This window comes from Pararoseomonas sp. SCSIO 73927, assembly GCF_037040815.1.
Classification (GTDB): Bacteria; Pseudomonadota; Alphaproteobacteria; order Acetobacterales; family Acetobacteraceae; genus Roseomonas.
Genome location: NZ_CP146232.1, coordinates 3,123,077 through 3,143,283, shown reverse-complemented (window position 1 = coordinate 3,143,283; position 20,207 = coordinate 3,123,077). Strand labels below are relative to the sequence as shown.

The 20,207-nt window shown below is 74.1% G+C and carries 20 protein-coding genes; 11 read left to right on the top strand and 9 right to left on the bottom strand.

Annotated features, from left to right (window positions below; all coding sequences use genetic code 11):
- Positions 1-62: 62 nt before the first annotated feature.
- The 4 genes from VQH23_RS14625 to VQH23_RS14610 all read left to right on the top strand — a co-directional run bounded on the left by VQH23_RS14625 (position 63) and on the right by VQH23_RS14610 (position 3,338).
- The gene (locus VQH23_RS14625; RefSeq protein ID WP_338661473.1) at positions 63-641 is read left to right on the top strand and encodes a CvpA family protein; all 579 of its coding nucleotides are present in this window, start codon (positions 63-65) and stop codon (positions 639-641) included.
- A 5-nt stretch (positions 642-646) separates the two neighbouring features.
- Positions 647-2,125 carry an amidophosphoribosyltransferase gene (gene purF / locus VQH23_RS14620; RefSeq protein ID WP_338661472.1) on the top strand — a complete coding sequence of 493 codons (1,479 nt, stop codon included), beginning with the start codon at positions 647-649 and terminating at the stop codon, positions 2,123-2,125.
- Positions 2,122-2,829: an SDR family NAD(P)-dependent oxidoreductase gene (locus VQH23_RS14615; protein ID WP_338661471.1), complete on the top strand. Its 708-nt coding sequence runs from the start codon at positions 2,122-2,124 to the stop codon at positions 2,827-2,829. The genes purF and VQH23_RS14615 overlap by 4 nt, the downstream gene beginning before the upstream one ends.
- A gap of 86 nt (positions 2,830-2,915) precedes the next feature.
- The gene (locus VQH23_RS14610) at positions 2,916-3,338 is read left to right on the top strand and encodes a hypothetical protein (protein WP_338661470.1); all 423 of its coding nucleotides are present in this window, start codon (positions 2,916-2,918) and stop codon (positions 3,336-3,338) included.
- A 26-nt stretch (positions 3,339-3,364) separates the two neighbouring features.
- Here the strand turns inward: VQH23_RS14610 and VQH23_RS14605 are convergent, their stop codons facing one another.
- The 4 genes from VQH23_RS14605 to VQH23_RS14590 form a co-directional block, all read right to left on the bottom strand.
- Positions 3,365-4,336, bottom strand: a complete 972-nt coding sequence (locus tag VQH23_RS14605) for an FkbM family methyltransferase (RefSeq protein ID WP_338661469.1) — start codon at positions 4,334-4,336, stop codon at positions 3,365-3,367.
- A gap of 65 nt (positions 4,337-4,401) precedes the next feature.
- The gene (gene der / locus VQH23_RS14600) at positions 4,402-5,760 is read right to left on the bottom strand and encodes a ribosome biogenesis GTPase Der (RefSeq protein ID WP_338661468.1); all 1,359 of its coding nucleotides are present in this window, start codon (positions 5,758-5,760) and stop codon (positions 4,402-4,404) included.
- Between the two features lie 339 nt (positions 5,761-6,099).
- Complete coding sequence (locus tag VQH23_RS14595; protein ID WP_338661467.1) at positions 6,100-7,446, bottom strand: PQQ-binding-like beta-propeller repeat protein; 1,347 nt, start codon at positions 7,444-7,446, stop codon at positions 6,100-6,102.
- A gap of 16 nt (positions 7,447-7,462) precedes the next feature.
- Positions 7,463-8,116, bottom strand: a complete 654-nt coding sequence (locus tag VQH23_RS14590) for a tetratricopeptide repeat protein (protein ID WP_338661466.1) — start codon at positions 8,114-8,116, stop codon at positions 7,463-7,465.
- Between the two features lie 158 nt (positions 8,117-8,274).
- On the opposite strand from VQH23_RS14590, the gene VQH23_RS14585 reads away from it, so the two are divergent.
- The 3 genes from VQH23_RS14585 to VQH23_RS14575 all read left to right on the top strand — a co-directional run bounded on the left by VQH23_RS14585 (position 8,275) and on the right by VQH23_RS14575 (position 10,618).
- Complete coding sequence (locus VQH23_RS14585; RefSeq protein WP_338661465.1) at positions 8,275-8,643, top strand: hypothetical protein; 369 nt, start codon at positions 8,275-8,277, stop codon at positions 8,641-8,643.
- Between the two features lie 128 nt (positions 8,644-8,771).
- A complete protein-coding gene (locus VQH23_RS14580; RefSeq protein WP_338661464.1) occupies positions 8,772-9,116 on the top strand; it encodes a hypothetical protein in 345 nt (114 codons plus the stop codon).
- Between the two features lie 56 nt (positions 9,117-9,172).
- On the top strand, positions 9,173-10,618 hold the full coding sequence (locus VQH23_RS14575; protein ID WP_338661463.1) for a hypothetical protein: 1,446 nt from the start codon (positions 9,173-9,175) through the stop codon (positions 10,616-10,618).
- A gap of 58 nt (positions 10,619-10,676) precedes the next feature.
- Here VQH23_RS14575 and VQH23_RS14570 read toward each other — a convergent pair whose 3' ends face one another.
- Complete coding sequence (locus VQH23_RS14570; protein ID WP_338661462.1) at positions 10,677-12,011, bottom strand: dihydroorotase; 1,335 nt, start codon at positions 12,009-12,011, stop codon at positions 10,677-10,679.
- A 132-nt stretch (positions 12,012-12,143) separates the two neighbouring features.
- Here VQH23_RS14570 and VQH23_RS14565 point away from each other — a divergent pair, with 132 nt between their 5' ends.
- Together VQH23_RS14565 and VQH23_RS14560 are read left to right on the top strand one after the other, a co-directional pair.
- The gene (locus VQH23_RS14565; RefSeq protein ID WP_338661461.1) at positions 12,144-13,238 is read left to right on the top strand and encodes an AbrB family transcriptional regulator; all 1,095 of its coding nucleotides are present in this window, start codon (positions 12,144-12,146) and stop codon (positions 13,236-13,238) included.
- An 8-nt stretch (positions 13,239-13,246) separates the two neighbouring features.
- Positions 13,247-13,462 (top strand): DUF1289 domain-containing protein, encoded by a 216-nt coding sequence (locus VQH23_RS14560; RefSeq protein WP_338661460.1) that lies wholly within the window; start codon positions 13,247-13,249, stop codon positions 13,460-13,462.
- Positions 13,463-13,467: 5 nt separating this feature from the next.
- Here VQH23_RS14560 and VQH23_RS14555 read toward each other — a convergent pair whose 3' ends face one another.
- Positions 13,468-14,820, bottom strand: coding sequence for a hydrolase (locus VQH23_RS14555; protein WP_338661459.1), 1,353 nt, complete (start codon positions 14,818-14,820; stop codon positions 13,468-13,470).
- A 427-nt stretch (positions 14,821-15,247) separates the two neighbouring features.
- Here VQH23_RS14555 and VQH23_RS14550 point away from each other — a divergent pair, with 427 nt between their 5' ends.
- The gene (locus tag VQH23_RS14550; protein ID WP_338661458.1) at positions 15,248-16,504 is read left to right on the top strand and encodes an O-antigen ligase family protein; all 1,257 of its coding nucleotides are present in this window, start codon (positions 15,248-15,250) and stop codon (positions 16,502-16,504) included.
- On the opposite strand, the gene VQH23_RS14545 is transcribed toward VQH23_RS14550, so the two are convergent.
- From VQH23_RS14545 to VQH23_RS14535, 3 genes are read right to left on the bottom strand one after another with little or no spacing between them, the layout of a single operon-like run.
- Complete coding sequence (locus VQH23_RS14545; protein WP_338661457.1) at positions 16,446-17,558, bottom strand: glycosyltransferase family 4 protein; 1,113 nt, start codon at positions 17,556-17,558, stop codon at positions 16,446-16,448. The genes VQH23_RS14550 and VQH23_RS14545 overlap by 59 nt on opposite strands.
- Positions 17,555-18,328, bottom strand: coding sequence for a glycosyltransferase (locus tag VQH23_RS14540; RefSeq protein ID WP_338661456.1), 774 nt, complete (start codon positions 18,326-18,328; stop codon positions 17,555-17,557). The genes VQH23_RS14545 and VQH23_RS14540 overlap by 4 nt, the downstream gene beginning before the upstream one ends.
- Positions 18,329-18,360: 32 nt before the next feature.
- Complete coding sequence (locus VQH23_RS14535; RefSeq protein ID WP_338661455.1) at positions 18,361-19,266, bottom strand: glycosyltransferase family 9 protein; 906 nt, start codon at positions 19,264-19,266, stop codon at positions 18,361-18,363.
- Between the two features lie 120 nt (positions 19,267-19,386).
- Here VQH23_RS14535 and VQH23_RS14530 point away from each other — a divergent pair, with 120 nt between their 5' ends.
- Positions 19,387-20,202 (top strand): folate-binding protein, encoded by an 816-nt coding sequence (locus VQH23_RS14530; RefSeq protein WP_338661454.1) that lies wholly within the window; start codon positions 19,387-19,389, stop codon positions 20,200-20,202.
- Positions 20,203-20,207: the final 5 nt, after the last annotated feature.

Genomic DNA, 20,207 nt, shown 5'->3' with positions numbered 1-20,207 from the left:
CGCGAGCCCCGGGTCCCCTTCCCCGTGACGCCGCGCCGCAGCACCGCTATACCCCGCCCCCGATGACCTGGGTCGACGCCGTCTTCCTCGCCGTGGTCGCCATATCCGGCGTCATCGGCTACATGCGCGGCCTGATCCGCGAAGTGCTGGGCGTGGGCGCCTGGATCGGCGCCATCCTCTTCGCCTTCTACATGCTGGAAGGCACCCGCCACGCCTTCACCGGCGTCTTCCCGGAGAAGTGGACGGCCGCCGCCCCCTGGCTGGTGGACGTCGTGGCGCTAGCCGCCGTCTTCATCGTCACCCTCATCGTCCTGAAGATCCTGATCGCCCTCATCGCCGGGCTGGTGCGGAACTCCATCATCGGCGGGGTGGACAAGGCGCTGGGCATCGTCTTCGGCATCGGGCGGGGTGTAGTCGTGATCCTCGTTGCCTATATCGCAACGGGAGCCTTCGTCCCCGATACCTCCATCTGGCCCGAGCCGGTCCGCCAATCCCGTTTCCTGCCCGCCATCGCGGACGGCGCGGCCTGGTTGAACGAGCAACTGCCCGCCCAGTACCGCCCCCGCCTGCCCGATCCGCCCAGCGGCCGGGCACCCACCGCCGAGGAACTGTTGCGCCCCCCTGCGCGCAACCGGATCTGACCGCCATGACCGAGACTACGACGAACCCGTTCGAGTCCGACGACGACGCCTTCCACGAGGAATGCGGTGTCTTCGGCGTCTGGAACGCCCCGGACGCCGCGGCGCTTACCGCGCTCGGCCTCCACGCGCTCCAGCACCGGGGTCAGGAGGCGTCAGGCATCGTCACCCATGGCGAGAAGGGGTTCCGCACCCACAAGGGCCTCGGGCTGGTGGGCGACATCTTCGGGGATGCCCGCGTCATCGCCTCCCTCCCCGGCCGCGCCGCCGTGGGGCACAACCGCTACGCCACGGCCGGCGAGACGGCGCTGCGCAACGTCCAGCCCCTCTACGCGGACTTCGCCTTCGGCGGGCTGGCCGTGGCGCATAACGGCAACCTGACCAACGCGCTGGCGCTGCGGCGCCAGCTCGTCCGCCGCGGCTGCCTCTTCCAGTCCTCCACGGATTCGGAGGTCTTCGTCCACCTCATCGCCATCTCCCTCTACGCGACCGTGCAGGACCGGCTGATCGACGCGCTGAAGCAGGTGGACGGTGCCTACTCCCTCGTGGCGCTGCACGACGGCGCCATGATGGGCGTGCGCGACCCCAACGGCGTTCGCCCGCTGGTGCTGGGCCGCCTGGGCGCGGACCAGAACAACGCCTGGGTGCTGGCGAGCGAGACCTGCGCGCTGGACATCGTGGGCGCCGAGTTCGTGCGGGACGTGGAGCCCGGCGAGATCGTGGTGATTGACGACACCGGCGTGCGCAGCGTGAAGCCCTTCGCCAGCACGGCGAACCGCTTCTGCATCTTCGAGTACATCTACTTCGCCCGCCCGGACTCCGTGGTGGAGGGCACGCCCGTCTACGAGACCCGCAAGCGCATCGGCGCGGAGCTGGCGCGGGAGAGCGGGGTGGAGGCGGACGTGATCGTCCCCGTGCCCGATTCCGGCGTGCCGGCCGCCATGGGCTACGCACAGGAGGCGGGCATCCCCTTCGAGCTGGGGATCATCCGCAACCACTATGTCGGCCGCACCTTCATCGAGCCGACGGACAACATCCGCCACCTCGGGGTGAAGCTGAAGCACTCCGCCAACCGCGCCGCAATTGAGGGCAAGCGGATCATCCTGGTGGATGATTCCATCGTGCGCGGCACCACGAGCAAGAAGATCGTGGAGATGATGCGCCAGGCCGGCGCGGCGGAGGTGCACATGCGCATCTCCTCCCCGCCCACCACGCATTCCTGCTTCTACGGCATCGACACGCCGGAGCGGGAGGCGCTGATGGCCGCCAACCACGGGGTGGAGGAGATGGCGCGCATCATCGGGGTGGACAGCCTCGCCTTCATCTCGCTGGACGGCCTGTACCGGGCGCTGGGCCGCCCGGGGCGGGACGCGAAGAACCCCGGCTACTGCGACGCCTGCTTCACCGGCGACTACGCGATCCCCCTCACCGACCTCGTCGGCCACAAGGAGCGCGAGCCGGCCCTGCTGGCGCTGAACGGCGTATGAGCGGGCCTCCCCAGGGGCCGCTGCAGGGGCGGGTCGCCCTCGTCACCGGCGCCTCCCGCGGGATCGGCGCCGCGACGGCGATCGAGCTGGCCCGGCTGGGTGCCCACCTCGTGCTCACCGCGCGCGGCCAGGGCGGGCTGGAGGAGACGGACGACGCCATCCGCGCCCTCGGGGGCAGCGCCACCCTCCTGCCCTTCGACCTCGCGAAGGACGCGGAGAAGCTGGACCCGCTCGGCCCCTCGATCGTGGAGCGCTTCGGGCGGCTGGACATCCTCGTCCACGCGGCCGGGGTGCTGGGCACCCTGACCCCCGTGGCGCACATCACCCCGAAGGACTGGGCCGACGTGGTGGCGGTGAACATGACCGCCGCCTGGCGCTTGATCCGCACGCTGGACCCGCCGCTCCGCGCCTCCGACGCCGGGCGGGCCGTGATCCTCACCACGGACCGCGCGCGGCATCCCCGGCCCTACTGGGGCGCCTACGGCGCCACGAAGGCGGGGCTGGAGCACCTGGTGCGGACCTGGGAGCAGGAGGTGGCCACCACCCCGCTGCGAGTGGTCCTGCACGACCCCGGCCCGGTGAGGACCCGCCTGCGCACCACCGCCATGCCGGGCGAGGATCCCGCCGGCCTCGCCCAGCCCGCCGACGTGGCCCCTGCCATCGCCGCGCTCTGCCTTCCCGGCCAGGCCATCCGGGCGGCCTGAGCCTGGCCGGCCTCCTCACCCGCGCCACCGCCCTCCTGGCCGTCTTGGCTTGCGCGGTGCCGCCCGCCGCGGAGGGCTCGCCGGCGATGTCCGCCAGTCCCGATTTCGCCGCGATCATCGACGTGTGCGAGGCGACCACCCTCGACGAGGCGGCGGACAGGGGCGGGCGGCTCGGCTGGCCCGCCGCCCCCGAGGACCGCGACTGGCGCGCCGGCTTCGAGCGCCACAATGGCGGCCCGGTGCGGGTCGTCGGCTGGCGTCGTGCAGAGCGCGAAGGCGACGGCCTGCTGTCTTACTGGGTGGCATCGGGGCGCGCTCCCCACAGGGCGTGCAGCTTCGCCACGGATCGGCCGGGCTTGCTGGAAGCTCTGCGCGACCGCTTCGGCCCCCCGGATACCATCGAGGAACACGGCGACATCGTCAGCGCCTTCTGGAGGCGTGGAGAGGCCGAGGTGGCCTTCACCCGGGTCGGGACGAGCAGCGGCCTCAACATAGCCCGCCCGGGCTGAGGCGTCCCGGCGTCGGGAAGCTCACATCAGGGCGCCTGCCGTGCGACGAGGATGTTCCGCACCCCCGCCCCGCTCTCCCCCGCCAGCGCGTCCGCCTCCACCGGCGTCAGGCTCGAATCGAATCCGATGTTCCAGAACTGGAAGCCCAGCCCGGACAGCAGTTCCACCGTCTCCGCCGGCCCCATACCCTGGGCCGCCATCATGCCCGGGGCGAACTCCATCATGATCCGCACCTCCGGGGAGCGGGCGAGCAGCGCGCGCATCCCCCGCAGGGCGTGACCCTCATGCCCCTCCACGTCCATCTTCACGAGGTCCAGGCGGAAGCCGGGATCGGGGAAGAGCCGGTCCAGCACCGCGATGCGGCAGAGCCGGCCCGCCTCCGCCGACCCCGTCGGCACCAGGTGCCCGCCGCCCGGCCAGTCGTCGTTGTAGGCCAGCCGCACCTCGCCCTCCTCGTCCCCCACGGCCATCTCGTGCAGGGTCACGCGCTCCCCGAAGCCGTTCACGGAGATGGAGCGGCGCAGCAGCTCGCAGAGGCGTGGATTCGGCTCGAAGGCGTGCACGCGGGCATCCCTGGCGCCGCCGAGGATGGCGTAGACGCCGAGATTCGCCCCGATGTCGAGCACGGTGGCGCCTGGCCGCGCCAGCCGCTCGAACAGCGCGGTGTACCCCGTCTCCCAGACCCCGTGGACCATCAGGTGCGGCGCGATGTCGATGCCGCGCGTGTCCACGTAGAGCATGTGCCGTCCCTGCAGCAGGGTCAGCGCCGTGTGGTCGCCCAGGTAGTTGGCATGGGTGTGGTGCAGGGGATGGGTGCGCTGCGCGAAGTAGGCGGTGACCTCCTCCAGCCGGCGGGAGAGCCGGTCCAGCTTCTCCTCCGCCGCCAGGGCCCGCCTCGTCAGCGCGTTGTCCATCTCCGCCATCCGGCGCAGCAGCGCCTGCTCCCCGGCCGAGGAACTGCCCCGGAGCGATCGAAGCATGGAGCGCAGTCGGGGCATGACGAATCCTTCCGGGGGCGGAGGCAGGCTAGCCCGCTGCCGGAAGGGAAGGCCACCCGGCCGCCTTACCCCTCGGCGTCGTCCGCGTAGGGGTTCTCCGTGCCCCGCGTGTTCAGGCGGATCGGCACGCCCGGCATGTCGAAGGCGTCGCGGAAGGAGTTGGTGAGGTAGCGGCGGTAGTCCTCGGGCATCTGCTCCGCCCGGGTGCCGAACACCACCAGCGTCGGCGGCCGCGCCTTCGGCATGGTGACGTAGCGCAGCTTCAGCCGCTTGCCCGCCACCAGCGGCGGGGCGTGGCGCTCCAGCGCGTGCTCGAACCAGCGGTTCAGCGCCCCCGTGGGCACGCGCTTGTTCCATAGCGCGTAGGCCTCCCGCACGGAGGGCATGAGGTTCTCCACCCCCCGTCCCGTGGCGGCCGAGAGCGGCACGATGAGAACGCCCTTCAGCTGCGCGAGGGAGGCGGTCAGAACGTCCTCCAGCCGCCGGCGGGCCGCGTTGCGGTCCTCCACCGCGTCCCACTTGTTGAAGGCGATCACCACGCCGCGCCCCTCGCGCTCCGCCAGGCGGGCGATCCGCAGGTCCTGCTCGTCCATGCCCTGGACGGCGTCGATCACCAGCACCGCCACCTCGCACTCCTTCAGCGCGGCGATGGTGGCGGCGGTGGACATCTGCTCCAGCGCCTGCGTGATCCGCGCCCGGCGGCGCAGCCCGGCGGTATCCACCAGCCGCACCGGCTTGCCCGTCTCGTCGGTCCACTGCACCGCCACGGAATCGCGGGTCAGCCCCGGCTCCGGCCCAGTGATCATCCGCTCCTCGCCCAGCAGGGCGTTCAGCAGCGTGGACTTGCCGGCGTTCGGGCGCCCGACGATCGCCAGGCGCAGCGGCCGGTTCTCGTCCGCCTCGTCCTCGTCATCCTCCTCCGGCGGCTCCGGCGGCAGGGCCTCCCGGATCTCGTCGTGCAGCTCGCCCATGCCGTCGCCGTGCTCGGCCGAGACCAGCAGGGGCGAGCCCAGGCCCAGCTCATAGGCCTCCAGCGCGCGGGCGGAGCCCTCCCGGCCCTCCGCCTTGTTGGCCAGCAACAGCACGGGCTTGCTGTGGCGGCGCAGCCACTGGGCGAAGGACCGGTCCGCGGCCGTCAGCCCGGCCCGCACGTCCACCACGAAAAGGACGAGGTCCGCCGCCTTCAGCGCCGCCTCGGATGAGGCGCGCATCCGGCCGGGAATGGTGTCCGGCGCCGCCTCCTCAAGCCCGGCGGTGTCGATCAGCAGCACGTCCCGCCCGGCGATGCGCGCCACCGTCTCCTTGCGGTCTCGGGTGACGCCGGGCGTGTCGTCCACGATGGCGATGCGCCGCCCGGCGAGGCGGTTGAACAGGGTGGACTTGCCCACATTGGGGCGGCCCATCACGGCGATACGGGGAAGCATGGGGCGCAAGAGCACCGCCCGGGCGCAGGGGTCAAGCTCGGCGTTCGACCGGCCCCGTGTTCTGGTGGGTCCGGGACCAGGGAGCGTCGCCCCCTAGAACCCCCGCCGGGGTGGCGACGGCCACCCCGGACCCCGCGCTCGGGTTGCCGCGGCGCTGACCTGATATGTCAGGCTCTGCGCTCGGTTTCGATCCTGCCCTGGCAGTCGCCTCGGGTCATCGACCCGAGGCGCAGCGCCAGCCGAATGACTGCAAAGCCTGGAAGAAGAAAATGATGGTGAGGGGTCCGGGGAGCGGAAGAATTCCTTCCTCCTCTCCCGGGCCAGCCTGTCAGCGCAGGATCATGCCCCGCGCAGCGCCACCAGCGCCCCGTCATCCGTGACGAGGTAGATCATCCCGCCCACCGCGATCATGGGCAGGGAGGTGCCGCCGGGCAGGCGGACGCGGCCGGCGACCTTGCCGTCCGCCGGATCGACCAGCAGCAGCTCGCCCAGTGAGGAGGGGACGAGGATTCGCCCGCCGGCCACCAGGGGCCCGCCGAAGCTGGCCGGGTTGCGCCGGCGATCGCGGGCGGAGCGCTCGTCCAGCGCGGACAGCCAGCGCACGCGCCCGTCGGTCCGGCCCATGGCGACCAGCTGGTTCTCGGGCGTGACGAGGAAGATCCACTCCCCGGCCACGGCGGGGGAGCGGCCGCTGCCCACGTCGCGCTCCCACAGGCGGCGACCGGCGCGGATGTCGACCATCAGCGTGTTGCCGGCCTGGCCCGTGGCGATCACGCGGCCATCGGTGATCACCGGCAGCCCGGAGATGCCGGAGAGCTCGCCCAGCGTGCCGGCCCGCCCGTCCGGGCCGCTGGCGGCGAGGCTCTCGGTCCAGACCACCCGGCCGTCGCTGACGCGCAGCCCGGCCAGCTCGCCGGAGGGGAAGCCGGCCACCACCGTCTCGCCCTCCACCGCGGGGGCGGGAAGGCCTAGCGGCAGGGCGCCCACCTGCGTGCCGCGATAGGTCCAGAGGGTGCGGCCATCCTCGGTGGAGAGGGCAAGGAGCTGGTTCTCCACCGTCGGCACGAAGATGCGGTTGGCCGAGACGCTGATCCCGCCCCGCGTCGGCGCGGGGACGGAGGCGCGCCAGCGGATCTCCCCACTGGCCGGGTTCATGGCCAGCACCTCGGCCATTCCGGTGGCGACGTAGAGCGTGCCGTCGCTGAAGGCGAGGCCGGCGCCCACGGCGCCCGTGTCGTCCTTCTCCGGCACGGTCTCCCGCGTCCAGCGCCGGCCGCCCGAGCCGGCATCGAAGGCCGAGACGGTGCCGAAGGCGTCCGCGGCGAAGATGGTGCCGTTGGCCAGGATCGGCCCGGTGGTGATGCGGCGGCGGTAGGAGGAGCCGGTGCCGACGCTGGCGCGCCACGCCTCGCGCAGGCCTTCCCCGACCAGGACGTGGCCGGGGTCATGCGCCAGGTTGCCGCCGGCCTGGGGCCATTCCGCCAGGGCGGCCGGGGCCGGCAGGGTCACGGGCTGCCCGGCCAGGGCCGGGTCCACCGAGACGTCGCGGTCCGCCTCGATCAGCGGCCGGCGCTCGCCCGGAAGCGGCTTCTTGGACTCGCCGAAGATGCTGTCGATCGTCTCGCAGCCCGAGAGGGCGAGGGCGGCGCCACCCAGGAGGAAGGCGCGGCGGGAGGGAGAGGTCATCGCGTCTCTGGTCCTATCACGCGCTCGGTAGCTGCGCCATCACGCGGCCCGCGCGCTCGCGCAGGGCCTGGGGCGCCGTGGTGTCGGCCGCCAGCCCCTGCAGGATGCGCCGGGCCTCCGCCGCGTTGCCCTGGCGGATGGCGACCAGCGCCTGCAATTCCCGCGCGGAGGCGCGCCAGGGGCTGGACTCACCGGCCAGCGGCGCGATGCGGGAGGCGAGGGTGGCGGGGTCCTGCGTGTCCATCCCGTGCAGCACCCAGTTCAGGCTCGCCAGGTCGCGGTAGAGCGGGTCCGCGGCGCTGTCGCCAGCCACGGCGTCCCACTCGGCCATCGCCCCTGGCAGGTCGCCCGTCTCGGACTTCAGCGCGGCGGCGCGGAGCCGGGCGAGCGTGCGGTAGCCCCCCGGCGCCTGGGCCGCAATGGAATCGAACCGGCCGGCCGCTGCCTTCAGGTCGGCGCCCGGGGCCTCCGTCTCGCGGTGAACGACGAGGAAGGCGTTGGACGCGGCCTCGGATTCGCGCCCCTGGTACCAGCGCCAGCCCTGCCAGCCGCCGACGCCGACCACCACCAGCAGCGCCAGCGCCGCGAAGGCGCCGCCGTAGCGCATGCCGAGCTGCCGGGCGCGCTCGGCGCGCAGATCCTCCTGCACCTCGTCGAAGATATCGGGCACGCGGGTTCCTTTTCCCTGGCGGGTCCCTCAAGGGGCCCTGGTTCCCTGGTGGGCCCCCTCAGGGCCCTGGCGGTCCGGCCTCGGCCAACAGGCAATCGGGGCCGGGGTATAGCGGGCGCGTCACGGGGCGTTAAGCCCGGCGCGTGTCTCATGGGGCCATGCCGCGCCCCGCCCCTCCTCTCGCCCTGCTCCTCCTGCTCCCCCTGCTCCTCGCAGTTCTGCCGGGGTGCGAGGCGGTGGTGCCGATCGCCGCCGTGAACGGGGTCTCCCTGATGCTCACCGGGCGCGCGGTGCCGGACCTCGTGGTCTCCGGCGTCTCCGGGCGGGACTGCTCCATCGCCTATCTCGACGCCGGGGAGCGCTACTGCCGGCCGGAGGCGGTGACGATGGAGCAGCCTCGCTGCACCCGCAGCCTCGGGGCGGTGGATTGCTGGTCAGGCCCCGTTCCCGGCGACCCGCCCCCCCGGGGCGTGGGGGATGCGAGGCCAGGCCCGCCACCCGAACCCTGGCCGGAGCGGCTGATCTGAGCGCGAAAAGCCCGCCCGTTCAGGCCCTTGAAGCTTGGTTTTCGGGCGTTCCATCCCCATTTTCCCGGTCCGCGCGGCAGGCTGCCGCCCCTTCCCGAACCCCCGTCCCGAATCGAAGAGAGCCCCCCATGGCCCGATCGCCCGCCGCGGCGCCCCGGCGCGCCCCCTCGCCCACGCGCGCCGCCTTCACCCGCCTCTCCACCGTGCTCCAGCGCGGCGCGAGCCCGGACCGCATGGCGCGGGAGGTGGACGCGGTGGTGGACGACCTGCGCGCCTCCGGCGAGGCCGAGGACGTGCGGAACTGGCTGGAGGAGCTGCGCGACGGCTTCGGCGAGGCGGCGGAGGCCGCGGCCGAGGCGGTGGACGAGGTGGATCCGAGCGAGAAGGCGGCCCGCCGCCACGCGGAGAACGCCGCCCAGGCCATGGCCGCCATCCGCGACGCCTTCGCGCGGCACCTGCAAGCGGCGGCCTGAGCCGCCCGCTGAAGCCCCCCTGGACGGCAACGGGCCGCTGCGGCCTATTGCCGGCCATGTCCACCAGCGCACTGCCCCGCCCCGCTTCCACGATGACGGGCGGTCTGCCCTGGATCGAGCGCGCGCCGGGCGCCCCCTACTTCGTCACCGCCGCCGGCGAGCCCTGGACGCCGATCGGCCAGAACGACGCGATCTCCTGGCCCGAGCTGTCCGGCCTGCTCGGCCGCCGCGACCTGCCGGGGGTGGAGCGGCACCTGCGCGGGTTGCGGGCGAGCGGCGTCACCTGCCTGCGGCTGATGCTGGAGTACGCGGAGGGCGAGGAGCACTACTTCGAGCGCCCGGCCGGGACCTTCGTCCCGGCCATGGTGGAGTTATGGGACGACCTTTTCGCCCTGTGCGAGCGGGTCGGGCTCTACATCCTGCTCACGCCGATGGACACCTTCTTCACCTGGATCCGCTTCGACAGCCATCCCTGGAACCGTGCCCATGGCGGGCCCTGCGCGGACCGTTCGCAGCTCATGGTCTGCCCGGAGACGCGCGCGCTGCTGAAGGCGCGCCTGGCCTTCGCCACCGGGCGCTGGGGCGGCAGCGGCGTCCTCTTCGCCTGGGACCTGTGGAACGAGATGCACCCGGCCCAGGGCGACAACCGGCCGGACGCCTTCCCGAACCTCATCGACGACGTGAGCCCCTTCCTGCGGGAGCTGGAGATCCGGCTGCACGGGCGGGCGCACCTGCAATGCGTCTCCGTCTTCGGGCCGGAGCTGATCTGGAAGCCCTGGATCGTGGAGCCGATCTTCCGCCACCCGCTCCTCGATTTCGCCAACAGCCACTTCTACGAGGAAGGCACGATCGACGACCCGATGGACACGGTGGCCCCCGCCGTGAGCGCGGGGCGGCTGACGCGGGAGGCGCTGGCGGAGATCAACGACCTCCGCCCCTTCTTCGACTCCGAGCACGGGCCGATCCACACCTTCAAGGACCACGGCATCACCCTGCCCGCGGCCTATGACGACGAGTACTTCCGCCACATTCAATGGGCGCACCTCGCCTCCGGCGGCGCGGGCGGCGGGATGCGCTGGCCGAACCGTTCCCCGCACGAGCTGACGCCGGGGATGCGCGGTGCCCAGGCCGCGCTCTCGCGCTTCCTGCCGCTGATCGACTGGCCGCGCTTCCTCCGCCGCAACCTGAACGACGAGATCGCGGTGGAGGCGGGCGCGGTGCACGCCTTCGGCTGCGGCGATGCCTCGCAGGCGGTGGTGTGGCTGCTGCGGCAGGAGCTGGGCGAGGCGCTGGAGGGGCGGCGCTTCGTGGCCTCTGCCGGCACCGTCGAGGCCCGGCTGCGGATGCCCGGCCTCGCGCCCGGCCGCTACCGCGTGGTGCTCTTCGACACCCGGGCCGGTGAGGAGGCCGGGCGCATGGAGGCGACGGCGGACGGCGCGGGGCTGCGCCTCGCCCTCTCCTTCACCGGGGGCGACGTGGCGCTGGCGATCGTGCCGGCCTGATCGGCCACCGGGGCCGGGCTGGCGGCCCCGCCGGAGTGCGGGTCGGGGCTGACCCGCCCTATTCCACGCGCGTCCCTCCGAAACGCACGGGCTCGCCGGAGGGCGCGCCGATCACCTCATCTTCCCGCATCACGGCGCGGCCACGGATCACCGTCATCACGGGCCAGCCCTGGCAGCGGGCGCCCGCGAAGGGGCTCCAGCCGCAGGGGGCGGTCAGCCAGTCGGGCTCGATCGTGCGGGACCTGCCCATGTCCACCACGGTGAAGTCCGCGTCGTAGCCCGCGGCCAGGCGCCCCTTGCCGATGGCGCCATAGACCCGCGCCGGCCCCGCCGACATCAGGTCCGCCAGGCGCGAGAGTGAGAGCCGCCCCTCCGACACGTGGTTCAGCATCAGCGGCACGATCGTCTGCACGCCCGTCAGCCCCGCGGCGGTGGCGGGCCAGGGCCGCTCCTTCGCCTCCCTGCTGTGCGGCGCGTGGTCGCTGCCCACCGTGTCCACGGTGCCGTCCGCCACCGCCGCCCAGGCGGCGTCGTAGTGGCGCTTGTCGCGGATGGGCGGGTTCATCACGGCGTAGCCGCCCAGCGCCTCGTAGGCGTCCGGCGCCCACTGGGTCAGGTGGTTCAGCAGCACCTCCACCGTGCCCACGTCGCGGAAGTCCTTCATGTACTCCAGCTCTTCCGCGGTGGAGACGTGCAGGATGTGGGCGGGGCGGTTCGTCTTCCGCGCCAGCGCCATCAGGCGGCGCGTCCCGAGGAAGGCGCACTCCACGTCGCGCCACTCCATGTGGAGCCGGTGGGGGCCGCCGGCCGCGAACATCGGCTTCCTCTGCTGCAGCCGGTACTCGTCCTCGGAGTGGTAGGCGATGCGGCGGCCGCCGTTGCGCATCACCCGCTCCAGCGTCTCGTCGTCCTCGATCATCAGGTCGCCGGTGGAGGAGCCCGCGAAGACCTTGATGGCGCAGACGTTCGGCTCCCGCTCCAGCGCGCCGAGCTCGCCCACGTTGCTGCGCGCCCCGCCGATGTACATGCCGACATCGCAGTACGCCGTCTCGCGGATATGCCCGCGCTTCCAGTCCAGTTGTTCGCGATCGGTGATGGAGGGCTGGGTGTTCGGCATGTCGAACACCGCCGTCAGCCCGCCCAGCACGGCGCCCTTCGTGCCCGTGCCCATGGTCTCCACCTTCGGGTCGCCGGGGTCGCGCAGGTGGACATGTGGGTCGATCAGCCCGGGCAGCACGTGCAGCCCGGCGCAGTCGATGACCTCGGCCGCCCCGTCGGTGCGGAGGTCGCCGATGGTCACGATCTTCCCCGCCCGCACGGCGACATCGGCCACCGTCTCGCCCCAGGGCAGCACCAGCGTGCCGCCGCGCAGGATCAGGTCATAGCTCGCCATCGCGCCACCGGCCTCCGTTCGGGATGCTCCGGTGATAGCTCAGGCCCCGTCCCTGGGGGAGGGCCCACCGGGCGGGGCGAAGTGGGGTGGGGCGGCCATGACGGCCCCTTCCCCGCCTGTTAGGTTGCCGCGATGCAGCAGACGGGCACCGGCATGGGACATGGCATCGCGCGGCTGCCCCGCCCGGCCCAGTGGGCCCTCCTCGTCGCCGGGGCCGCCCTGCTCTCCCTCGGCTTCCACGAGGCCGGCCTGCCCGGATCGGCCCTGATGGGGCCGATGCTGGCGGGCATCCTCGTCAGCGTCTCCGGCGCCACCCTCCGCCTGCCCAGGCCGCTCTACCTCGGGGCGCAGGGCATGGTGGGGGCGCTGATCGCCACGATCGTCACCCCGGGCATCCTGCACTCCTTCCTGGACGACTGGCCGCTGATCCTGCTGGCGGTGCTCGCCACCCTCGCCGCCAGCAGCGTGCTGGGCTGGCTGATGAGCTTCTGGCGCGTGCTGCCCGGCACCACCGCCATCTGGGGGAGCGCGCCCGGCGGTGCCTCCGCCATGGTGGTGATGGCGGAGGCCTTCGGGGCGGATGTGCGGATGGTCGCGCTGATGCAGTACACGCGCGTGGCCTGCGTGGTGGCCAGCGCGGCCGTCATCGCCCACTGGCTGGCCGTGGCGCCCCCACCGCCCGCCCCGTGGTTCCCAGTCATCGAGCCCATGCCCTTCGCCAACGCCCTGGTCCTGGCGCTGGGCGGCGCCTGGCTCGGCAAGGTCCTGCGGGTCCCGGCCGGGCCTATCCTCCTGCCGTTGATCGTCGGCTCGGCGCTGCATTCCATGGGGCTGCTGGAGCTGCAGCTGCCGCAATGGTTCACCGCCATCGGGTTCGGGGCCATCGGCTGCCAGATCGGGCTCGGCTTCACCCGGCCCGCCCTGGCCCAGGCGGCGCGGGTGCTGCCGAAGATCCTGCTCTCGGTCGTGGTGCTCATCGCGCTCTGCGGCGCCATGTCCCTCGGCCTGGCGAGGATCCTCGGGCTGGACCCGCTGACGGCCTATCTCGCGATGAGCCCGGGCGGGATCGATTCCGTGGCCGTGATCGGCGCGGCCAGCGGCGCCGACATGTCCTTCGTCATGGCGCTGCAGACCATGCGGATGCTGGTGGTGGTGCTGGTCGGCCCGCCCCTGTCGCGCGCCCTGGCCCGGGGGCTGGACCGCCGCGCGGACACCCCCTCCCCCTGAGCGCTGGGATGACCCGGGAGGGCGACGCCGTCCCCTCCCCCTGCACCGGCCTGTGCCGGCTGGACGCGGCGGAGGTCTGCCTGGGCTGCGGCCGCGCCATCGGGGAGATCGTCGCCTGGCCGGGCGCCGATGCCGCCGCCCGCAGGGCTATCCGGGCGCGCGCCGAGGCGCGCCGGGCCATCCTCGCCCGCGCCGAGGCGCACCGCCAGGCCGGCCCGGGCTGACGGCCCTACCAGGTCAGCTCGGCCACCGTGATCCGGTTCTCCGCCAGCGGCCATGCGCGGGCGACGACGCGCTCCTCGTTGAACAGCCCGACCACCGGCGTGCCGATCCGCTCCGCCGGCAGGCGCGCGGTGGCGGTGGCGCCGGCCGCCACGCCGCGCGGCACCTCCGCCGGTTCCTTGCCGTCCAGCAGCACGACATCGCGCGGGATGCCGAAATAGCCGCGCGGGCGGGTGAAGCGCAGCAGCGCCGCCGCACCGCGATCCGCCGCCGCGGGCGGTGCGGCCGGGCGCAGATGGACCACGTCCGAGGAGCGGGGGAAGGGGTTGCGGTAGGAATGGGTGATCGGGTGGTCCGGCGCGGCCACCACGAATTCCAGCAGCCAGTTCGGCCCGACCGTCAGCGGCCCCCAGAGCCCGTCCGCCCCCGTCATCTTCGCGTGGATCGGCCCGCCCATGCGCTCACCCGAGCCGGGGTGCACGCGGAACACCTCCACCATCGCGCCGGCGACAGGGCGGTTGGTCTGCACCCCGCCCGGCGTGCCGGTGACGCGGCCGTTCAGCACCACCCGCTCCTCCGGCACCACGTCCAGCCGCTCCGGCTCCCGCCCGGCGATGAAGCGGAAGATCTCGCGGAAGGCGCGGGCGGAGTAGGCCGTCTCCCGGTGGTCCACCCCCGGCAGCACGATGTTGGTGGCCCCGCGCAGCTCCGGGCTGTCGTAACCCACCCCCGTCGGCGTGCCGGGCCGGCCGAGGTAGCGGCCGTCCGGCTGGGCGTAGAGGTCGTTGCTGTCGGACCGGATGGTGAGGAAGGCCGTGCCCGGCACCACCTGGGACTCCCCCGCGTTCAGCCGGCGCAGCAGGGCGGAGCGGGCGCTGAACTCGCGGTTGGCGTTCGCGTCCCAGTCCCAGATCCCGTTGTTCGGCGTGCCGCAGGTGACGGCGTGCGACACCTCGGCCCCGCCCCCGTGCAGCGCCACGTGGTTGCGGATGGGGTATCCGCCGCGGGAATTGCCCACCAGCGCCACCCGCGCCGCGCCCGTGCGCCCGCGCAAGGCCGCCACCTCCTCCGCCAGCTCGCTCCGCGCCTCGTCGGAGGAGGAGCGCAGCGGCTGCGGCACCGCGTCGTCGTCGCGCGCCAGCGGGTCGGTGAAGTCCAGCGCGCGCAGCCTCGCCCGCGGCCAGCCATTGCTCTCGAAGCGCCAGAGGGTGGTCATCCAAAGCGCCGCGTGGTCGCCGTTGCCGTGCACGAGGAGAACGGGGGTCAGGGCGGCCTCCTCGGCGCGCTGCGGGAAGGCGGGGCGGGGGAGCAGCGGTCCGAGGGCCAGTCCCCCCAGCAGCGCGCGTCGGGCCAAGCGCATCGGCAGGATCTCCTCGTCCCTCTCGGGTCCGCCCCGATCTACCACTCGATCTACCAGAGGAACGGCCGCGGCACACCCGCGAGAGAGGCTTGCATTTTTTGTTATTGATAGTCATTCTCAATACTCGAGTGCTTACCCGGGAGCGGCCCCTGGACGGATGGGCCGGGAGTCCCCCGCGGCGCCTCTCCCGGCAGGGGTGGGGCGCCTCGACCCATCCCCGCCTCTGACGGGCGACGATAGTTGTTCCGATCCGCCGGCGGGGCGCATCCCCCCACCGGCGCGGCAGGTGCCGCCCCCCGGCCCCCGCCGATACCGGGCCGGCCTCGCCCTTGCGCGGGCCGGCCCGGAAGGTTCCCCAGCCGCTTGCGCCCCTGCCCGGACTGGTCCATCCCCCGCCGCACCCTCCGCCCGGAAACCGCCCCAGAGAATGCCCATCTCCCGAGCCAGCATCCCGCCGGGGGCGGCCCTGCCCGCAGGGATCCTGCTCCTGGCGGTGCCGCTCGTCGCCTTAGGGCAGTTCCGGGGAATCGCCCTGGCCGCCACCATCGGCCTCGTGGCGGTCGTCGCCGGGCACCTTCGCGCGGGCGGCCGGTTGCCCCGGCCGGGGCGCACCGCCCTTCTCGCCCTGCTCCCGCTCCTCTGGTGCCTCGTCTCCGCGGCCTGGGCGCCCGCGCCGGCGCTCGCTGCCACCACCGCCCTGGTGATGGGCGGGTTCATCCTGCTCGGCGCCCTCGCCTGCGGCGCCGTGTCCACCGCCACGCCGGAGGAGGCGGAGGCGATCCTGCACCGCCTGGCCCTGGGCCTGGGCCTCGCCATCCTCCTCGCCCTCATCGACCACGCCCTCGGTGGCGCGCTGCGGGCGGCCCTGCGCGGGATGCGGGACGCGCCGGGGACCCTCTCCTTCAGCTTGAAGCCCGCCGTCTCCACGATCGCGGTGCTGCTGCCCGTCATCCCGTTCCTGCGCGGCATCCCCCGCGCCGCGCGGGCAGCGCTGGTGCTGGGCGGGCTGGTCACCGCCTTCCTGCTGCCGGCGGAGTCCGCGAAGATCGCCATCGTGGCGGGGCTTCTGGCGGCCGGGACAGCGGCTTGGATCGGGGCCTGGACCGCCCGCGCGATCGGCGCAGCGCTGGCCGTCGGCTTCCTGGCCGCCCCCTTGATCACCGGCGCGCTGCTGCCGCGCCTGCCCTCGCTGGAGACGATGCAGCCCTCCGCCGCGCACCGCATCCTCATCTGGGACTTCGCCCTGTCCCGCATCGCGGAGCGCCCCGTCCTCGGCTGGGGCGGGGAGGCGGCCCGGACCATCCCCGGCGGGCAGGACCGCTTCGACGCCACGATCCTGGAGCGCTACGGCCTCACCTCCCCCTTCTCGCAGGCCTGGTTCGGACGGCGCGAGGCGCAGCGCCTGCCGCTGCACACCCACAACGCCCCGATCCAGGTCTGGCTGGAGCTGGGCGGGGTGGGCGCGGCGCTCGTCGCGCTGCTGATGCTCGGGCTGGGCGCCGCCGCCGCCCTGGCGGGCCCGGCGGGTGCGGGCGTGCTGGCCGCCGCCGCCACGGTGGGGATGCTCAGCTACGGCATCTGGCAGGAGTGGTGGATCGGGCTGCTGCTCGTCGCCGCCCTGGCCCTCACCGCGCTGCGTCTTTCTGCAGGGCGAGATAGCGCGGCAGCGCCGCCGCCCAGGTGAACTCGGCCCGAGCGCGCCGCGCCGCCGCCTCGCCCATCCGGCGGCGCAGGGCCGCGTCCTCCAGCAGCCGGGCCAGGGCCGCTTCCACGGAGGCCGCGTCGGCGCCGTCGCAGACCAGCCCGGTCTCCCCCTCCGCCACCGCCTCCGCCGCGCCGCCCTCCTGCCCGGCCAGGGCGGGCAGCCCGTGCCAGGCGGCCTCCAGGTAGACGAGGCCGAAGCCCTCCACCGAATTCCCCTCCCGCCGCACCGGCATGGCGAAGAGGTCGGCCCCCGCGAGGAGCGCCGCTTTCATCCCGTCCTCCACCCGGCCGAGGAAGCGCACCCGATCCGACACGCCCAGCTCCGCCGCCAGCGCGCGCAGCCGGGGCAGGTCCCCTCCCCCGCCCGCCACGGCGTGGCGCAGCCCGGGGTGCCGCGCCGCCAGGGCGGGGATGGCGCGGATCACCATGTCCACGCCCTTGCGCGGCTCCAGCCGGGCCAGGGAGAGGATCAGCGGCCCCTCCCCGCGCAGGCGCGCCACCGCCGCCCGATCGGCATCGCCCGCCTCCGGCTGCGTCTCGATCGGCGGCAGCACCACGGAGAGGGACGGCGCCCTGCCCGGCAGGAAGGGCCGCGCCAGCCCGGCGGTGAAGGCCGAGTTGGCGGCCACCGCGTCCGCCTTCGCCAGCGCCCGCTCGATCCGCCCCCGCTTGCGGGCGGAGGGATCGCGCGGGAACTCCATGCCGTGCGCCAGGACGAGGGTCGGGACCCGCGGGCGCGGCAGGGCTTCCAGGCTCTTCCAGCTATCGGCAATCACCACCTCCACCGGCCGGCGGGCGAGGGCGCGGCGGGCGGCCAGCGCCTTCACCAGCCGACGCAGCGGGCGCGGCCCGCCGTAGCGGCGCAGCTCCAGCCCCGGCGACCATCCCGGCTCCGGCAACCCTCGGCCGCGGATGTGGTCGGCCAGCACCAGCACCTCCCGCCCGCCCTCCGCCAGGGCGCGGGCCATCCCGCCCATCAGCGTCTCGATGCCGCCGGGATCGGGCGGGAAGTTCTGGGTGAGGAGGAGGATCAAGCGTCCTCGTTCCTGTGCCGTTCCGGCTCCAGCCGCGCCTTGAGGTGGGACAGCACGGGCACCATCCCCGCGAGGACGGCCAGCAGCACGCCCCACCCCCCTTCGCGCCAGCCGCCATGCCGGAAGAAGGAGCCGAAGGAGCCCCGAACGGCGCCCACCAGCGCGCCCGGCAGCGTGCCCGGACGCCCGGCGGCCAAGCGGTCGGCCGCCTCCGCATCCGTCTCCCGGTCCAGCCGGCGCAGCAGGCCGGAGACGTCCGTGTCCACCACCCGGTGCAGGCCGGCGGCCAGGATCGGCGGCCCCTCGGACCCCTCCCACTCGGCCTCTGCCTCCGTCCTCTCCCGCCAGCGCTTGGCGCCCCGGCGGGAGAGGACGGGCTTCTCCGCCGCGCCCAGCCGGCCGGTCCAGCCCCGCCGGATCAGCCGGTCGCCGAGGTGGTTGTCGATCCGCAGCCGGTGCCAGGCGTGGGGGGAGGATTGCGCGACGCGCCGGATCTCCGGCCACAGGGCGGGCGGCACGATCTCGTCCGGCTCCACCTCCAGAACCCAATCGCCGGTACAGGCGGCCAGCCCGGCGTTGCGCCGCTCCCCCTCTGTCGCCCAGGCGCCCTCGATCACGCGGTGGGCGCGCTTCCAGGCGATGGCGAGGCTGGCATCCGTGCTGCGGTCCAGCACCACCACGATCTCGTCCGCCGGTTCCAGGCTGGCGAGGAGGCCGGGCAGCCGCTCCGCCTCGTTGCGCGCGACGATGAGGGCGGAAATTCGGCTCATGCTGCGCTCCCGGCGATCCTTGGCCCCGGACCTTAGACCGTGGCGGGCGAGGGCAGCAGGGCCGTCGCGGCCTCCCTCGCCATGTCGACGGAGAGCCCCTCCATCCGCCCGTCCGGCGCCAGCACCGCCCGCGCGGCGCGGCCCACCGGGCCGTACTCGGAAGCGGGGGTGGGGCCGAAGAGGCCGAGCGTCGGCGTACCCGCCGCGGCGGAGAGGTGCATCAGCCCGGAATCATTGCCCACGAACAGGCTCGCCCGCGCCAGCAGCGCCGCCGCCTCCGGCAGGGAGAGCCCGCCGATCAGGTCCAGCGCGCCGGGAAGCGCCCGCACCACCGGGGCCGCCATGGCCCGCTCCGCCTCACCCGGCCCGCCCAGCAGAACGGGGCGCGCGCCCGCCAGCGGGCCGCCGGGCGCGATCAGCGCCCCGGCCAGGGCCACGAAGCGCTCCGCCGGCCAGACCTTGCCCGCCCAGTTGGCGGTGGGGCCGAGGGCGAGGATCGGCCGGTCATCGCCCAGCAGCGCGGCGGCCCGCGCGGAATCCTCCTCCGCGAACCAGGCCACCGGGCGGGGCGGCGGGTCCAGCCGGAGCACGCCCGCGATATGGCCGATGCGGTGGCCGGGACGCCGCCCGCCGCGCATCACCACCCGCCGCCGTGCCGGGACCAGGTAGCCCAGCGCCGATCCGCGCAGGTCCACCACCAGGTCCCAGAAGGTGCCGGCCACCTGCGCCCAGAGGTCGATCCAGTGCAGCGACAGCGCCCGCTTCGTGACCACGATGGTGCGCTCGCGCCCCGGCATGCGGGCGAAGACGCCCTCCGCCACCGGGCCGCAGGCCACCGTGATCCGCGCGCCGGGATGGGTGCGGATCAGGTGGTCCAGCAGGCCGGTGGAGAGGACGGCGTCGCCGATCCGCGTGGAGGTGACGAAGAGGATCCGCATGGGCGCGGCCCTTGTAGCACGCCGTCGGGCAGGATGGACCATGCGCGGGGGTGGGCGCGGGGGTGGGCACGGGAACGGGCACGGGTTGCAGCGCGGGCAGGCGCGCCCGATCTCACCCCCATGCCAGCCACCCCCCTTCCCGACCGCGGCCTCGTCGCCGTCTCCGGCCCCGACCGGGAGACCTTCCTCCAGGGCCTCGTCTCCAACGACGTGACGGGGCTGGGCACGGGGATGCGCTGGGCCGCCCTGCTCTCCCCCCAGGGCAAGTGGATCAGCGACTTCCTGGTGTTCGAGGCGCCGGGGATCGCGGAGGACGCGATCCTGCTGGACCTGCCGCGCGCGGACGCGGCGATGGTGGTGGAGCGCCTCTCCCGGTTCCGGCTGCGGTCCAAGGTCATTCTCTCCGACCTCTCGGAGGGGGTGCCCGTCGGCGCCGTCTGGGCGGATGAGCCGCCCATGGCCGCCACCGCCCGCCGCGACCCGCGAGTAGAGGCGGCGGGCTGGCGGATTTACGGCACGGCGCTGGAGGGCGATCCGGCCGCCTATGACCGCCACCGCCTGGAGCTTGGCCTGCCCGACGGCGTGCGGGACCTGGACCGCGACAAGACCGTGCTGCTGGAGGCCGGCTTCGACGAGCTGGGCGGCATCGCCTGGGAGAAGGGCTGCTACATGGGCCAGGAGCTGACGGCCCGCACCCGCTACCGAGGCCTGCTCAAGCGCCGGCTGGTGCCGGTGCAGGTGCAGGGCCCGCTTCCCCCGCGCAACGCGCCGGTGACGCTGGACGGCGCCGTGGTGGGCGACATGCGCTCCGGCCGGGACGGGCGCGGCCTGGCGCTGCTGCGGCTGGAGGCGGCCCGGGCCGATGCGCTGGGCTGCGGGGAGGCCGTGCTGCGCCCGGCGGTGCCGGAATGGATGCGCCTGCCCACCCCCGCCTGAGCGAG

Bases quoted from the DNA above. Each gene is read 5' to 3' on its own strand.
- VQH23_RS14540 (WP_338661456.1), bottom strand. From the start codon at position 18,328: ATGAGCCGAATTTCCGCCCTCATCGTCGCGCGCAACGAGGCGGAGCGG.
- VQH23_RS14560 (WP_338661460.1), top strand. From the start codon at position 13,247: ATGACCCGGGAGGGCGACGCCGTCCCCTCCCCCTGCACCGGCCTGTGC.
- VQH23_RS14625 (WP_338661473.1), top strand. From the start codon at position 63: ATGACCTGGGTCGACGCCGTCTTCCTCGCCGTGGTCGCCATATCCGGC.
- VQH23_RS14585 (WP_338661465.1), top strand. From the start codon at position 8,275: ATGCCGCGCCCCGCCCCTCCTCTCGCCCTGCTCCTCCTGCTCCCCCTG.
- VQH23_RS14570 (WP_338661462.1), bottom strand. From the start codon at position 12,011: ATGGCGAGCTATGACCTGATCCTGCGCGGCGGCACGCTGGTGCTGCCC.
- VQH23_RS14555 (WP_338661459.1), bottom strand. From the start codon at position 14,820: ATGCGCTTGGCCCGACGCGCGCTGCTGGGGGGACTGGCCCTCGGACCG.
- VQH23_RS14530 (WP_338661454.1), top strand. From the start codon at position 19,387: ATGCCAGCCACCCCCCTTCCCGACCGCGGCCTCGTCGCCGTCTCCGGC.
- VQH23_RS14575 (WP_338661463.1), top strand. From the start codon at position 9,173: ATGTCCACCAGCGCACTGCCCCGCCCCGCTTCCACGATGACGGGCGGT.
- der (WP_338661468.1), bottom strand. From the start codon at position 5,760: ATGCTTCCCCGTATCGCCGTGATGGGCCGCCCCAATGTGGGCAAGTCC.
- VQH23_RS14605 (WP_338661469.1), bottom strand. From the start codon at position 4,336: ATGCCCCGACTGCGCTCCATGCTTCGATCGCTCCGGGGCAGTTCCTCG.
- VQH23_RS14610 (WP_338661470.1), top strand. From the start codon at position 2,916: ATGTCCGCCAGTCCCGATTTCGCCGCGATCATCGACGTGTGCGAGGCG.
- VQH23_RS14615 (WP_338661471.1), top strand. From the start codon at position 2,122: ATGAGCGGGCCTCCCCAGGGGCCGCTGCAGGGGCGGGTCGCCCTCGTC.
- VQH23_RS14565 (WP_338661461.1), top strand. From the start codon at position 12,144: ATGCAGCAGACGGGCACCGGCATGGGACATGGCATCGCGCGGCTGCCC.
- purF (WP_338661472.1), top strand. From the start codon at position 647: ATGACCGAGACTACGACGAACCCGTTCGAGTCCGACGACGACGCCTTC.
- VQH23_RS14580 (WP_338661464.1), top strand. From the start codon at position 8,772: ATGGCCCGATCGCCCGCCGCGGCGCCCCGGCGCGCCCCCTCGCCCACG.
- VQH23_RS14550 (WP_338661458.1), top strand. From the start codon at position 15,248: ATGCCCATCTCCCGAGCCAGCATCCCGCCGGGGGCGGCCCTGCCCGCA.
- VQH23_RS14595 (WP_338661467.1), bottom strand. From the start codon at position 7,446: ATGACCTCTCCCTCCCGCCGCGCCTTCCTCCTGGGTGGCGCCGCCCTC.
- VQH23_RS14535 (WP_338661455.1), bottom strand. From the start codon at position 19,266: ATGCGGATCCTCTTCGTCACCTCCACGCGGATCGGCGACGCCGTCCTC.